General features: G+C 43.3%; 16 protein-coding genes. All 16 read left to right on the top strand.

Features of this window, described 5'->3' with window-relative positions; all coding sequences use genetic code 11:
- Positions 1 to 2 precede the first annotated feature (2 nt).
- The gene (locus tag EYW48_RS06900; protein WP_277432082.1) at positions 3 to 803 is read left to right on the top strand and encodes a hypothetical protein; all 801 of its coding nucleotides are present in this window, start codon (positions 3 to 5) and stop codon (positions 801 to 803) included.
- A 12-nt stretch (positions 804 to 815) separates the two neighbouring features.
- Complete coding sequence (locus EYW48_RS06895) at positions 816 to 1,415, top strand: transglycosylase SLT domain-containing protein (RefSeq protein WP_277432081.1); 600 nt, start codon at positions 816 to 818, stop codon at positions 1,413 to 1,415.
- 4 nt (positions 1,416 to 1,419) lie between these two features.
- Positions 1,420 to 2,184, top strand: a complete 765-nt coding sequence (locus tag EYW48_RS06890; protein ID WP_277432080.1) for a PFL_4695 family integrating conjugative element protein — start codon at positions 1,420 to 1,422, stop codon at positions 2,182 to 2,184.
- Positions 2,181 to 4,364, top strand: a complete 2,184-nt coding sequence (traD, locus tag EYW48_RS06885; protein WP_277432079.1) for a conjugative transfer system coupling protein TraD — start codon at positions 2,181 to 2,183, stop codon at positions 4,362 to 4,364. Before EYW48_RS06890 ends, traD begins: the two co-directional genes overlap by 4 nt.
- A gap of 55 nt (positions 4,365 to 4,419) precedes the next feature.
- Positions 4,420 to 5,166, top strand: coding sequence for a hypothetical protein (locus tag EYW48_RS06880; RefSeq protein WP_277432078.1), 747 nt, complete (start codon positions 4,420 to 4,422; stop codon positions 5,164 to 5,166).
- Between the two features lie 346 nt (positions 5,167 to 5,512).
- Positions 5,513 to 6,382, top strand: coding sequence for a sigma-70 family RNA polymerase sigma factor (locus EYW48_RS06875; protein ID WP_277432077.1), 870 nt, complete (start codon positions 5,513 to 5,515; stop codon positions 6,380 to 6,382).
- Positions 6,379 to 6,693, top strand: a complete 315-nt coding sequence (locus EYW48_RS06870; RefSeq protein ID WP_277432076.1) for a hypothetical protein — start codon at positions 6,379 to 6,381, stop codon at positions 6,691 to 6,693. The genes EYW48_RS06875 and EYW48_RS06870 overlap by 4 nt, the downstream gene beginning before the upstream one ends.
- Before the next feature lie 60 nt (positions 6,694 to 6,753).
- Positions 6,754 to 7,461, top strand: a complete 708-nt coding sequence (locus EYW48_RS06865) for a hypothetical protein (RefSeq protein ID WP_277432075.1) — start codon at positions 6,754 to 6,756, stop codon at positions 7,459 to 7,461.
- A 40-nt stretch (positions 7,462 to 7,501) separates the two neighbouring features.
- Positions 7,502 to 8,197 (top strand): endonuclease, encoded by a 696-nt coding sequence (locus EYW48_RS06860; protein WP_277432074.1) that lies wholly within the window; start codon positions 7,502 to 7,504, stop codon positions 8,195 to 8,197.
- An 8-nt stretch (positions 8,198 to 8,205) separates the two neighbouring features.
- Positions 8,206 to 9,570, top strand: coding sequence for an OmpA family protein (locus EYW48_RS06855; protein ID WP_277432073.1), 1,365 nt, complete (start codon positions 8,206 to 8,208; stop codon positions 9,568 to 9,570).
- A 10-nt stretch (positions 9,571 to 9,580) separates the two neighbouring features.
- Positions 9,581 to 11,074, top strand: a complete 1,494-nt coding sequence (locus tag EYW48_RS06850) for a hypothetical protein (protein WP_277432072.1) — start codon at positions 9,581 to 9,583, stop codon at positions 11,072 to 11,074.
- Positions 11,071 to 11,898, top strand: a complete 828-nt coding sequence (locus EYW48_RS06845) for a hypothetical protein (RefSeq protein ID WP_277432071.1) — start codon at positions 11,071 to 11,073, stop codon at positions 11,896 to 11,898. Before EYW48_RS06850 ends, EYW48_RS06845 begins: the two co-directional genes overlap by 4 nt.
- Positions 11,899 to 12,329: 431 nt before the next feature.
- A complete protein-coding gene (locus EYW48_RS06840; RefSeq protein WP_277432070.1) occupies positions 12,330 to 12,704 on the top strand; it encodes a hypothetical protein in 375 nt (124 codons plus the stop codon).
- 198 nt (positions 12,705 to 12,902) lie between these two features.
- Positions 12,903 to 13,790, top strand: coding sequence for a recombination-associated protein RdgC (gene rdgC, locus EYW48_RS06835; RefSeq protein WP_277432069.1), 888 nt, complete (start codon positions 12,903 to 12,905; stop codon positions 13,788 to 13,790).
- A 104-nt stretch (positions 13,791 to 13,894) separates the two neighbouring features.
- Positions 13,895 to 14,128 (top strand): hypothetical protein, encoded by a 234-nt coding sequence (locus tag EYW48_RS06830; RefSeq protein ID WP_277432068.1) that lies wholly within the window; start codon positions 13,895 to 13,897, stop codon positions 14,126 to 14,128.
- A 90-nt stretch (positions 14,129 to 14,218) separates the two neighbouring features.
- Positions 14,219 to 14,764 carry a hypothetical protein gene (locus EYW48_RS06825; protein ID WP_277432067.1) on the top strand — a complete coding sequence of 182 codons (546 nt, stop codon included), beginning with the start codon at positions 14,219 to 14,221 and terminating at the stop codon, positions 14,762 to 14,764.
- Positions 14,765 to 14,776 lie beyond the last annotated feature (12 nt).

Raw genomic sequence — 14,776 nt, 5'->3', positions numbered from 1 at the left:
TAATGAGAATAAAAACCAAGATAGGATTGGCAGTATCCTTATTATCGATAGCAACGGTCGCTAACAGTTACGAGCACAAAGCGCTTCGTGTTGAAAAGACGCAGGTTATCGATAGTAAAACCGGCAATAGCGAAAGACAGTATTTGATCGAAGGATTGGAGATAGTCTTATCAGAAAAAGATAAGCGTCTTGCGAGTAACTGGAACTTGGATGATGCTGATTGGGCAAAGTACAAATACATTATTGAATACACACCGAGAGGAACATGGACGCCAGATTTAGACCCTCCCATTGTTTTGGGTAACTACGCAACGACTGAAGCTGAGAGAATGCATTACGCCAAGATCATGAACGAGTTGGAATTAGCTCGAAGAGGTAGGGAATTGGCGTTTCAAGAAGCGGCTATAAAGGCAATCTATCAAATGGTGCCAGGCTCAGACCCAAGCATAAAAAAACCGGTCACTGGTCTAGCGACTCAGCTAACCGATAGCAGAGACACTTTAAGAAGTTTATTTATCGATCTTGGAGCATGCGATGCCGACTGCAAGATATTTTCGACGTTAGCGATAGCAACGGCACCATCGACTACAAAACTGGACATTCACTTTACTCGTTCGACAGCGGCGCAAGCGGAATCATTTCTTAAAAGCATTGGGGTAACCGATGAGCGCAAGAAGTCAAAAGCTATTAGCGTAAATGCGTCCCTCGACAATGAATTGGTCGAGAAGTATCGAGGTGGTGGAAAGGTGCCGTACTACATCATAAAAACCGACACTAACAGCAAAAGAATCCACATCAATTAACGAGGCTAAGCTGTGAGACATTTACTGCGTTTGTTTGTGATGGTGCCGGGTTTATTTGTAAGCAGCACACAATTTGTAACTGGAAGCGAAATACAGGCGATTCAGGTTCCAAAATACTTTGTATGGCTGTCACAAACAACGAGTGTACCTGCCGATATTCTTTATGCGCTGTCAGTACAAGAGTCAAACTCCAAGATGAATAACAACACGGTGAGTCCTTGGCCATACACAATCAACTACAAGGGCGTTGCGTTTAGATACGAAGACTATAACTCAATGATAACTGCAGCCAAAAGATTGTTGTCAGAAGGTAAGACTGCGTTTGACATAGGACCATTCCAAGTAAATTGGAAGTGGAATGGTCATAGGGCTGAGTCGATAGAAGATTTGGGCAATCCCCACAGAAACGGCATCATCGCATCAGAAATTCTCATCGAACAATACAACAAATATGGCGATTGGTTTTTAGCTGCAGGTCGATATCACAACCCATCGAACAGCAAGGGCCATGCCGATAAATACACTCGAGAGTTTAGAGAGAAGTTTCTATTAATCCAAAGTGGCGAATACCAGAAGAAGTCCTTGAAGACATCTAGAACCAACAAAGGGTGAAGGGATGAAAAAGCCAGCAACAGCATTGTTATTATCGTTACTACCTATTTTAGCATCAGCAAATGTTGTCACTGTGAAAACGGTGGTAACGAAAACTAAGGCAAAGCCACTGGAAGAAAAAGAGCTCGTATATGATAGGCCAGAGATATCCGAGCAAGAGTTGGGGGTGCTGGTAGATCAAGAAGCGCTGAGGCTGAACCATATTTTGCGCACTAGCACCATGAACGTACTTAGAGACTTTAAGTCAGGCAAGCCTAGTATGGTGGTTTTGGGTAGCAATCCATCTGAGTCAAAACCGATAAGGGAGGTGATACGGCAAGATGAATTGGAAGTGGGCGAGAACCGTAAACGAGAGTTAAGCGAGTTAGCGCAACTGGAGAGATTTAAGAATGGCGAAATATCCAAGCAAGATCTTCATGAGGCCGCTCTTCGAAGCATTTTCCCAGTAACGACCACGTTAAAGCCAACGAAATTGCCATCGCGGTTGATAAAGTTAAGTCCAGAGCAGGCATCAAGGGTTCAGCGCCCAATAGCAGTGATAGGTGCTGATAGTTATTCCTTGGAGTGGTTAAAGTTGAATGTTGGAGCGATTCGTCGTCACCGAGCCGGTATTGTAGTCACACAAGTAAATTCAATGACAGACTTTCTAGCTATCAAGAAGTACGCACCAGACATTGAGATGCAGCCAGTGGACGCTAAACAGTTTTTGCAGAACCTAGGTGTTAGCGTGTATCCAATCATCATAACGCAAGAGGGTGCAATTCAATGAGCACAGAAAGGACGCTGGACGGTTACTTACGCCCCTCATTTGAGTGGCGCACCATTGTATATTCGGTGGTAGCGGTTTTGTTTTTATGGATGTTTGCGCCGTGGATTGGTTTGAGCGACAAATGGCTGATTGTATTTAGTATGATCTTCTTGGTTTTAGTGGGTAACCGCTTGAACTCGCTCATTTACATTAAGAAATATCAAATGTCGTTGAATGTCATAGACGCATTTCATTTGAAGGCAGATGAAATCCCATGGACGGATAAGCTTCAGTGGATAGGTAAAGGTTTTGCATATTTGGATTCGGACGCTCAAAAGGTTTGGGATGCCAAGAAAGAGAACCTAAAACCCTTCTATGAGCTCCCTAGCTTCGTTGAGAAGCTGAGAGCTAATGAAATCAGTGTTGAGCTACGTCGAGGGGTAAATAAGGGCTTAAAAGAGCGCATAGGCGCTTTTATTGCAACGATATCCAAAAGACAAGAATTCACTATTGCGATATTGAATATCAGTATACGGAATATTTACAAACCGCTACCGCCAGTAGGTGGCAACCCTTTGTACCATGCGACAGGCTTTGTTCGAGAGACTGATATTTTTATGCCATTGGATGACAGGGCGGGTCACACGATCATGTTTGGTCAGAGTCGGGTGGGTAAAACGGTCTTTTTGAGAAGTCAGATATCGCAAGACATTGCTAGACGCAATGGTGTTGCAGGCGTATTTGATCCCAAAGGCGATTTAGAGTTATTGGGGATCATGTGGTCGGAAGCCAAGCGCTTAAATCGAGAGGAAGACTTTTACGTTTTCTTGTTGGGTGAGCCAGAAATTAGTGCTCGTTACAATGCTATATCGTCTTTCAGCCGCTTAACGGCCATTGCAGGTCGAATCGCCAACCAAATGTCAGGAGGTGGAGACGGTCAGGTATTTAAAGACTTTGCGTTTAACTTCATGGTGTATGTGTCGGCAGCGTTGTTGGAGATGGGTGAACAGCCGGATTTCAAGTCAATGAAAGCAAACATTGAGAATTTAGAGGGTCTATTCAATCGCTACGGTAAACACTTGATGCGTAGAGATAATCCTAACTACAAGGAAGAGTATGAGGATTTAAACAAACCAAAATTCAAGATGAACGCGAAAGGCGATATGGTTGAAGAAAGATTGAAGATCGGGGCAATGAAGGGGAGGGATTATGCAACCGTTATCACCGATAAGATAACGAGTGATTTTTATGAACGTAACCCAAGATTGGTGAATCAGTATTTTGAAGGTTTACGAGCAACGATGAAATCGGACAGTCAGTATACATCGAAGCTTACTGCATCGCTCATACCGTTATTAACAAAGCTCACATCGGGACAGCTAGCCGACATTATCTCCCCTAACTTTAACGACATGAAAGATACGCGCCCGACGTTTTCTTGGGACAAAATCATTCAACGCAAAGGTATTTTTTACGCTGGTTTCAGTTCAATGCAGGATGAATTGGTCGCAGAGGCCGTAGGTAATCAATTCTTTGCTGATTTAGTGGCTAAAGCGGGTGAAATCAACAACTACGGTATTAACAAGGGCATACCGGGAGCCTCAACGAAGGACATTACACCGATATGGTTGCACTGTGATGAGTTCCAATCCCTAATGGGTGATGAATTTATTCCATTATTAAACCGTTCTGGCTCAGCAGGGGTTCGTGTCACGGCTTACACACAAACCAGAGCGGATATTGAGGCGAAGCTAGGCGACAAAGCGAAGGCTGACGTTGTGTTAGGAAACTTCAACAACGTATTCATGATGCGAGTGGCCAACCAATATACAGCCGAATACCTCACTGAAATGGTTCGAACGGCAGATGTGTTGGGCTTAGATGTGGGTGGAGCAACAAGTGATGGTGGAGCTATTACACCGAAAAGCACATTCAGTAATGACAACGAGGATGGTAAATCGCCAGGAGAGGGTTTCTTTGGCACGAGAACTCAGGCGGCAATCAAAGTTGAAGCTCATCAGCCAATCATTTCACCGGAAACGATCATGACACTACCAAAAGGTCAGGCGTTCGCTTACATCAACCGAAACAAGCTAGTGAAGCTGAGATTCCCAATCCTTCATGATGCATCCGGTGGTAGCGCTGGAGAGATGGAAGAAATCCGAAAAGAGTTGAAAGAGAAGATCAGAGCCGTAGCCTAGCACTTCGTCATTTCATGATGCGGTCGTTTGATTGAAAACAGAACGAGAGGAAAGTATGGGATTAAGCGTATTGATGCCTTTTGCTGAAGAGGTAGAAACGGGAAATATTGTTAGTATTCGCCAAGTTGAGCGAGGGGCGGCATGTCGATGTGTATGCCTGTCCTGTAAAACACCAGTCAGCGCCCGGCAAGGAGATACCAATCAATGGCATTTTGGACATAGGACCGATGAAACTAGCATCGAAAGTGAGTGTGATTACTCTCCCGTAACAGCAATGGCATTAATCCTACGCCAACAATTGTCCTTATTGACATCGATACAAGTAGATCTTGATGTGATAGACGGTTTAGTTTGGTCGGTTGATGAACGGGCATTTGGTGAGACAATCGATCTCTTAGGTAGGCAGGAGGACGGAGAATACACGATAGCTATCGAGATCCCATTTGCAAACAACATTGGTTTTTGTCTGGACACGGTATCGAGAAACGTGGATTGCCTATTGAGCATCAATACCCGTCAAATGACCAATGCACTCTATGGCCTAGAGCCCAACAGGGAGAACTATACGCCTGAAGGTGTTTTTCAATTGCTCATTGAGAATTGGGATGAGTGGGTAAGGGTGGTTGAGCCGCCAAAAGATGACATTACGGAGATAGCCCCACAAGTTGATTTAGCTGCAACCGAGACGATACAAACGGAGTCAACGTGTCGCTGTTGTGGTACGCAACCTGGCACAATGGGGAAGGGACTACTGTGCAATCGCTGTGTTTTCTTAATGTGGGCAAGCGGTTTATCAATCTAACAGAGATGGTTCGTTATTATCGTAATTCATGATGGTAATGTTAACGGGTGTGGCGGTAAACATTCATTAGCCACACTGGTAAGTGTTGCGTGATATCAAGCTATTGTTGCAAGGAACTGGTAATGTTAAGCGGTTTCTTTACCAAACGACTAGAAATAATGGTAAACCGTTGCACGTCATGATGAAGCAGATCATCACTCAAAAGGATGGTCCGAACGATTAATATGGATGACAATACTTACAACAAAGCATTGCACATACCAATAAAAGGGCGGTAAATGGTGTAGTATTGATACTCATGGTCGTTACTTAGACAGTACAGAGCGGTAGAAATAAGGAATACAGCGTGCAGCAATCGATGACTAAGCCTTTATATCTTAGTGAAATTGGACAATACGGCATCTTATCGAGAGAGGTCGAGGAGTCGTTATATCCAAAGTTAATTATGGGCTGCGTCGCCACTCAACAAAAATTGGTTGAGTCGAATCTGCGGATTGCGATAAAAGTAGCGAACCGCTATCACCGAAAATATCCTCATTTTGAATATGAAGAATTGATATCGGAAGCGAACGTTGGCTTATCATCTGCCATTCAAAAATTCAATCCTTCGCTCGGATACCGCTTTTCCACCTATGCTGAGCACTGGATCAAGAAATACCTAGAGATGTACTGCGTGATGAACAATTATCACGTTCGTGTGACACCAGACATTCATTATGCCGCTATGCGGTTTTATGCTTATTTAAACGAGCAAGAACTCACCATAAACAAGCTTTCTGCCTCTCAGTTCGACAACATACAGAAAGAGCTCAATATCAGTTCAAATAAACTGCGTTTTATCATTCAGCATTTAAATCAACCTCGTTACGAAAACAACAACCACTTAATCGACAGCGACAGTTCGCTAATGGATAGTGACAATGAGAGGTTATGGAACAAAGCAGATCCTGCCCTCGTCACTAGCGAAGATATAATTGAGAGCATCGAGCAGGAACGAAGGGAGCAATCAATAGGCGCTGCATTAACTTCTCTTTCTGAAAGTGAGGAGCGGATACTTTCTGCCAGCTTTGGACTTCACGACGATGAGGCTTTGAGCCATGAACAGATTGCAGGAAACTTCCACATCACAAAATACCAAGTGAGATCAATTAAGCGCAAAGCAATTGCTCGATTAAAGGCAGATATCGAAAACCAAATAGGCATCAAGATTCCATGAAGCGATTGTTGTTGATCAGTTTGATTGTATTACCTAGCTTGAATGCATCGGCAGAGGCCACGCGAGCAAAGGCTCCAGAAAAGGTCTGTCGGGTGGATAATCCAGCTCTTGCGGGTAAGCAATGCAACAATAAAGATGTATTTCTCTTCCTGCCTGAAGCATATGGCACAGCCAACAACCTTCCGGTTATTGTCAGCGCTATCTTTTGTGACTTCGAACATCCCATCATTACCACACCAGATGCCGTAACTTGCGTTTTCAGTGATTCACGAAAATCGAGTTGGAGAGAATACGGTGTCCATACAGACTAGGGCTTGTATTACTTAAAGTGGGGTTAATCTGAAGGAAATAGATTAACAAGGAGTAAACCCATGAATGCCCATGTTCAGTTGTACACCACTGAAGCGTCACAAGCGGGAAGCTATATCTGTGGTGTAAAGATACGCGAACCTGAAAAAGCCGACTTCAACCAAACCTTTCTTGTCCAATTACCTTTAAGCACAGATAAGTTTAATCGTGCCAGGGCCGAGCTAATCACATTGCAGCATATTTTGCTACATGCCAACCTGTTTGGCTTGCTAAGCGGTGCTAGCATTTCGATAACGGTCAGTCATGGCCAATGCAAGAAGGGCATCCAGCGTCGAAGTGCGATGTCACAAATAAATCAGTTGGGTGCATCACTTCGAATGGTTCTCGATAATGGTTCCGTTGAGGTAAATAATCGACAACCGGCATGGTTCGAGATGACACCAACAATGACACTGAAGTTGTCCAGTCTTTATTTCAATACACACCTCCCGGTTCACGGAATCATGGGCGAGGTTAAAGTAACTTCTCATGCGGTGGATCAAATGAAAGCTCATTCGAATGGAGAAGTGTCGTTTCCATTGAAAGCTATCAAGCGATTATTAAATACCACCATACATCAGGTCGCATTACCGGCACATGTAATGAAAGCGAAGCTTAAAAAGTATGGCGATAACAGCCAGTATTGGTCCTCATCCAATTCAGACTGGGTATTTGTTGTGGCCAACAATAGTGTGATCGTTACATGCTATCGAAAAGATGGTGTGAATTAATTCAAATCAGAAATACATTATGAAACAAGGATATGTAAAAATGCGGTTATTAGTCATTATCGGTACGCTACTGACGTTTTCAACAGTGGCTCAAGCAGCACCTTCTTTTTCCGCTAGCAAAGAGAAGTTAGCCAAATGGTATGCACAAAATCCGGTGCCAACGTTGTACTGTGGTTGTGATGTGACTTGGAAGGGGAAGAAGGGTATTCCAGATCTAACATCATGTGGGTATGAAGTACGAAAGCAGCCTACCAGAGCAAACCGAATTGAATTTGAGCATGCGACTACTGCATTTGCCATGGGTAACCAGAGGCAGTGTTGGAAAGATGGTGGTCGCAAGAACTGCATTGCAACCGATCCTAAGTTTAAGGAAATGGAGGCCGATGCACACAACTTATTCACCTCAATCGGAGAGGTGAATGGCGATCGTTCAAATTACCGCTTTAGCCAATGGAATGGAATTCAAGGTGCCACTTACGGCCAATGTGAAATGCAAATCGATTTCAAAGCTCGCAAAGCGATGCCGCCAGAGCGATCTCGTGGTGTAGTCGCTCGAGCCCAGCTGTACATATCTGAGCGTTATGACATCAAGCTATCATCAGCTGATCGTCGTCTCTTTGAGGCGTGGAACAATACATACGCTCCCCAAGCTTGGGAATGCAAAAGAAATAAGTACATAGAAACATGGCAGGGCAACGACAATCCGTTCGTATCGCGGAGTTGCACCCTTAAGTGAGGAGTTACATGATAAAACGCGCATTACTTTTTGCTACAGCACTCGCGATGGTCGGGTGTAGTAGCGCACCTGACGTTTCGACCTATAAGATTGGGCATTGTGAACTGGCGGTAGGCAGTAGCATTATTGAATCTTGCGGAAAAGCGCACTATATCAAATATCGTAAAATAGAACTCAAGAAAGCGGCTGCAGCGGCAGGCTATCAAATCCATTTATCTACCATCGAAGATCTTAATGATGGGCAAAACAAAGATGTGTTGGGTCTTACCGTGTCGATCATTCCAAGGCAGGACTTATTTCGTTCAGGCAGCTACGAAGTAACACGCGAGAACTACGAAGCCTTAGAGACATTTTTAAAGGCTTTCGTGTCAACCAAAGATGTAAAATCTAACTTGATTGTGATCGGCCATACTGATGCGGTTGGGGATAAGGATGCCAACCAACAGCTTTCCGAAAAACGCGCAGACAAAATCAGTATGTGGGTCTTTTCTGCAAAAATCGACCAACCTGATTGGCGAGGTAATGATACTGGGTTGATATCGATTGGTGCTGGAGAAACACAGCCGATCGCCCCGAATTCCACACCAAAAGGTAGACAGCAAAATCGTCGATTTGAAATTGTGGAGGCGTTTAATCTTACCCCCATCAAAATGATGTCGAATGAGGACATGCAGAAGGTATTACACCTGAAACTTGCTCAAACCACAGTTAATCCAAGTCACTTAGCCCTCAATAGAAGTGAAAGCTCACAAGTCACACGTAAATCGCAGAAGAAAGTCGTACATCGTGATACGAACCCTTTGAAATTAAAGGGGGATCCATACGTAGAAAACAAAGCCTCTGCCGACCTAATGACACAATTGGGCGTCTATCATGAAGAGCGTTGGTTTGGTCTTGTGAATGAAGCGATAGCGATGCCTCCATTGAGCTCATGTGCCTCGACACCGCCCCCGAGCAAATCGGAATCAAAAGGAAAATCAGCTCCAGTGCATGCCTCTTTACCTGCGTTATTTAAAACAACGTGGTTCGGTAAAGCGAATGCAGGCACCAAGGAAACGCTGGTGGTTGTTGGGCCTGTTCAAATTGAAAGAAGCGATTACCGCGCATCTACCGATCCAACCATGTCATTTTTACTGAACTATCACGATCCGAAACAAAAGCCGGATTACACATATTCAATGAAAGTTCAAACGGTCAAGGGTCAGGATGCGGTCTTGTATCGGCTTTATCCAAAAGAAAAAAATGCCAAAGTGCTTTGTGCCGACTTGCTTTTCCATAACTCGGGAGAGAATGAGACAAAGCGCGTAGATGTGTTCTATGAAAGTAATGGGCATATCTACCAAAAATCTTTACAGCTATCACTAACATTATAAGAAGGACAAAATGATGGATATTCTCGACACACTACTGATGAACTGGCAAAGGTTGCTCGTTGCGGTCGTGGCCACCGGCTTAGTGGTTTTATTTCTCCATAAAAACAGGGAAGCGTTGGGGTTATGGTGGTTAGGGTTTCGTCACCGCAACATATTCTTTGGGAAGATAAATCAACTTGCGAAAAACAGCACAACGCAAAATGGTTGGTTTCATTCCGAACGTCAAATTTGCCAGGACTACAAGCCATACTATTCGCAAAATCATAAGTCAGGTGACTACTATGACGAGTGTAAACGCCACCTTGATATTGTAGGGGAAGATGGCCGTAAACCATTAACGACATTGATGGTCATTGGTTTGATGATCGTATTATTTCTTGAGGCATGGGGGTTCAGTTACACCATGTCGGGCTTTATTGACTTAACCGCTTCCGAAAATACCCGTCAAGGCATGGCCTACATTCTTGCTTTCGGTTTTGCCGTTGCATTGGCGTTAGTGACTCACTCAATGGGTGCAGAACTGCATCGAAATAAGCTTATCAACAGCATCCGATCGCTTTGGAAAGCTGATACAACGCCTGTAAAAGAGCTAACCGCCCAAGTAGGTGACCGTGTTGGCCGTATTGACTCTCCAAGTGACTTAAATGAGAAAGCTTACATTCAACGCTTAAACCGCTTGCAACTTGGAGCCTCCTCGAAAAAGCATAACTGGTCCGTTGCGACCGTGGTAGTGGTATCAATCATTGCCATCACCCTGACTTACATTCGTGGTAAAGCTTTGGAGTCAGCACAAACTCAAGATGCGATGTGTACTGTTCAAGGTGGTGAGGTTAGTCAAGGTAGCATCGATTTTAATAACTTATACAGTGGCGATGGGACACCGCAACCTAACTTTGTTGCTGAGCAAAACCAAGATGCGGTGAATGCAGGTAAAAATGAAGCCTGTGATGCAACAGAAAAAGGGAGTTGGGCAACGTTTGGTGTTATGGCTATTCTCTTTTTACTCTTACAAGCGTTCGCAACGTGGGTATCAATGAATTTTGGGTTTGCAGGTAAACACAGTGCTGAAGCTTACAAATATACGCATAAGTTTTCGACTCGTGATGAATTCGTAGCTTACTACGAAAGAAAGGCAGAAAACGTAGCCGATTACGCTCAAAAAACATTAACACGCTTGCAAGCACGTATGGCTAAGAAACTGCCGGATATTACACAATCGACAACGGTCAATGAGCTAATCGAAAGTGCGACCGACCGTAGCTTTTACCAATTTTTAGAGTGGGAGCGTGATCAAGGGTTAGAGCGTGCTCGTCATAATCTCGATCGCCTTAAACAAAGTGCAGAAATTGAGTCGCAAACTCGCAAAGCATCATCATTAAGCGATGATGAAATGAGAGACCAATTATTGAAAGAGCACAAAGCTAGGGTCGCTAAACAGCAGCCTGTCGAAACTGAAGAAGAGCAACGTGCCCGTTTGATGACTGAAATGGGGTTAAATTCATGATTAAAAATATCGCTTTGGCGGTAACAATGGCTGCGTTTGCAGCCGTTGGTAACGCTAGTGAACGTAATGACATTCCATCCTGTTACGACTACGCGCAGTTGAGTGAATACAAACCAAGTCAGCCTAACAGAGAGATCTTTGTGATTGTTGATAAGACGGTGAACTTGGACACCAACTTAAAAAAATCGGTACACCAACAATTGCAGCACTTTAATCAAAGTGGGGATAAAGTCACGATTGTTACGTTTTCGGCACTGGCTCAAGGTGATTATACCGATATCGTATTTTCTGGGTTATTTGAATCGGGCTTGTCTTCAGAGCAACGTAATAGCATGAACCGCATGAAACTGAAAAAGCTAGAACACTGCTTAAATCAGCAACGTGGAGCCATCAATTCAGCGCATAAACTCTTGGCCAGTGCCTTTCCAACCGAGCAAGATAGCTACCCAAAGACAGAATTGGTGGGAACGATTTTAAACCTATCAACGGATCTCGTAGCGCGCTCAAATGCCGAACGAAAAATTGTTCTGGTGGTTTCAGACATGCTTGAAAACAGCGACAGCCTTAGTTTTTATCGTAAGGGTAGCGTGTATATCCCGAGTGCTAGTGATGCGCTGGCAACGATAGATAAAGCCGGATTTAAAGGGGATTTTGACCGCAGTGACATCTATGTGATTGGGGCCGGATTCATCGAGGGGGCTAAGCGTTATTCCTCTCAGAAATCCGTTAATGAGCTGGAAATATTTTGGCGTTCGGTGATCGCTAAAAACAACGGACAACTTAGACAGTTTGGCAAGCCAAGTCTATTAACACAGATCCAGTAAAATAGAGAATATGATGAATTCCAATGCGGTAAAAGCAACCATCTCTGGGTGGCAGAGTCTAAATAAATCAATGCCTAATATCATTGAATTTGAATTGATGTATCTGAATGAGCAAGAATTTATTAAGGATATGCTGAGTAGTTACACTGCATTCTGTGTAGACAATCAAAATGCCTGTAACAGCTGCAACCTTGAGAACCTAGCAAGGGTGATCCCTCACCACATAGTTGAGGATTCGAATGTGTTAAATTCGTTTTTCTGTGCATTATTCGGCCTCGCAATATGCGCTACTGGGAGAATTCCTAACCTGGATGCGCCCATTCATTTAGATATGGCCATGTTGGTAGAGCAAACCAACGGGCGATGCCATTGAATATTTGGCATGTCTGTTATTATTTACTTATCGGTTAGGCAAACAACGGTAAGTAACTATGACAGACACAGCTATCAACCCAATTATTAGCCAATTAAAAATGGAGGAAGAACAGCTTGCTTCCTTGGGCTCTAAGTTAGAAAAAACGGCACAATGGATGATGGAAGCATCAGGAACGCCAGAATTCAGTGATAGACAAGACGTTTACTATCCGCTGTTGAATGAGTGGAGAGAGCAGAAAGAAAAAGTTAACGCTCTTTATGTGAAAAGAGCCGACCTACCTTGTATTGGTGAGCCTACGTCGCTTACAGCAGCAGCGAAAGTGATGGAAGAGAAGCGTGCAATAAGAGAAGCCACTGTCACTAGCACCACTTATGAGAGAGCACAACGGCGCTTATTTAAACAGGTTAATGGCTTCCTTAGTGGTCGCTAACTAATTGACTAATCATTGGGCGGTTCGCCGCCTTTCTTCACACGCCTACCCCCACAAACATCTGAGCCGCATGCTTCAGTGATCAAAAAGTCTCTTTACTTACAACTGACTAATTAAGCCATTAATAGGGCACGATAACGCGCCCTATTTCGGAACTGAGTACCTTATTGGATTAAACAGTCAAATAAGGACACGACAATGCTTAAAAAGCTGACTCTATACCGATTAAATAAAGACGCTTCTCTCCCATCAACAGAAAGCATCGAGCGACACCTGCAAGAAAACGCCTCTTTTAAACCCTGTAATTCAACCGATCTTAGTCAAAGCGGCTTTATCAATGTAGGTCCATCAAGCCTACTATGCTATAGCGTTGAGAACGGGAGATACCAAATTCTAGAGTACCAAACCGAAAAAAAAATAATCCCCTCCGATAAAATAAAACGCAAGACACAAAGCCGAATCGTCAAAGCACAATTGAAGTTAGAGAGAAAACTGAGCAAAGACGAAAAAGATCAAATAAAGCTGGCCGTGACAAAAGAGTTAGCAAAGCAAGCATTCTCTAGAATAACTTCCTGCAAGGTTGTTTTCTTTAACGATCTCAAACTCGAAGATTGTCGAATCATTGGTATCGAAGCGACCAAGAAACAAGCCGAAGATATCATTAGCATACTCCGCAAGGCATTCGGCTCACTTCCGGTAACACCGTTTACTACAGACACCCCAACAGCACAGCAATTACAAAAAATACTGACAACAGAGGAAAGTAACACTTTTACATTCGGTGGTAACTGTACGCTAGAAAACCTCAGCGACAGCAGCGAAATTAGATTTAAAAATCGCAGCCAAGAAGAAATTGTCGAACATTTATCGGGGCATACGATTAAATCAATGAGCCTCACCAATGAAGACATTAACTTCGAAATAAACGAAATTAGTCCTCTTGCATTATCGAAAATCAAATACACGATAGAAATGTCAAAACCAGACAAGAACGTAGAAAACGGGGAGCAAACCGCTTTCGATAGCAACTGCTACTTAGCCGTTACCACCGTAGCGGAAACAATTCGAACCTTTATGCAAAATTAAAAGCTAGGTTAGAAAAGCGATGGCACCAAGCCATCTTAAATATCAGGCAATTACATAGGAGTTTACATGTCTGAAGCAACACAGAAAACACAGCGTTAGAATCAATGCCAACGGTTTTAACACCGCATGAATCAGAGGCAAAAACCAACGCTCTAATCGGTTATATATTAATGGGAATCGGCTTATTTACAGGCTTATTCTGGTTTGTTGGGTTTATCTGGATAATGGTGAAGAAGAATGAATTTCAAGACACCGTTTTCGCAGATCATTATCATTGGGAGCGTATTTTGGGCCGCATATCGAGTGATAAAGGGCTTAGCGAAACTAACCTCCAATAAACCATATTACGGATAAATAGATCTACAGATAAGGTGATCTCAATGATCACCTTTCTTATTTTTACAATCGACAGCAACGAGAGAGAAACTATGAAGACAACCGTAGAAATACTGAAAGACTACGATACCGAAATTGTTCCTTTAAACTTCCCTGCCAATTGGGACGATGAAGGATATTGCTATCTGAGAATTCAAGCCAAGCAAGACCATGGCAAGCTGTTATTCATATCAGCACAGCTACATAATTATCAAAACACATCCATTACCAATGCGGCAGAGAATATCCAAGACAAGGCCATTGACCATTTAATTAAGCATGGCGTTATTAAAGTCAAGCACAGATGGCAATCTCTAGACTTGTTTAAAAGCAAAAGCCAACTTGAAAAATTAAAACTCTTTAATGTTCGTGATTTTTTCAACAACAACTCATTGTGGATGCAGTTTTACCGTAAAAAAGAACATGGCTTTGATTTTGGTGATCTGATGTTCAGAACGCAATTCCCCGTTGTGCGCGATCACTATATTTTCACTCAATACGAAGAGCAGCAACACGCTTACGAAAAGCTGGGGTTTGACTTTAATGTTGATAAAACCAAATTAGAAAACTGGCAATCTCTCACCCCGATCATGCAATAGATACACTCTAAA

It is taken from the genome of Vibrio sp. 1180_3 (genome assembly GCF_029478545.1).
Classification (GTDB): Bacteria; Pseudomonadota; Gammaproteobacteria; order Enterobacterales; family Vibrionaceae; genus Vibrio; species Vibrio aestuarianus.
The sequence above is the reverse complement of the archived record's forward strand: the minus strand, read 5'-3'. Positions and strand labels throughout refer to the sequence as shown.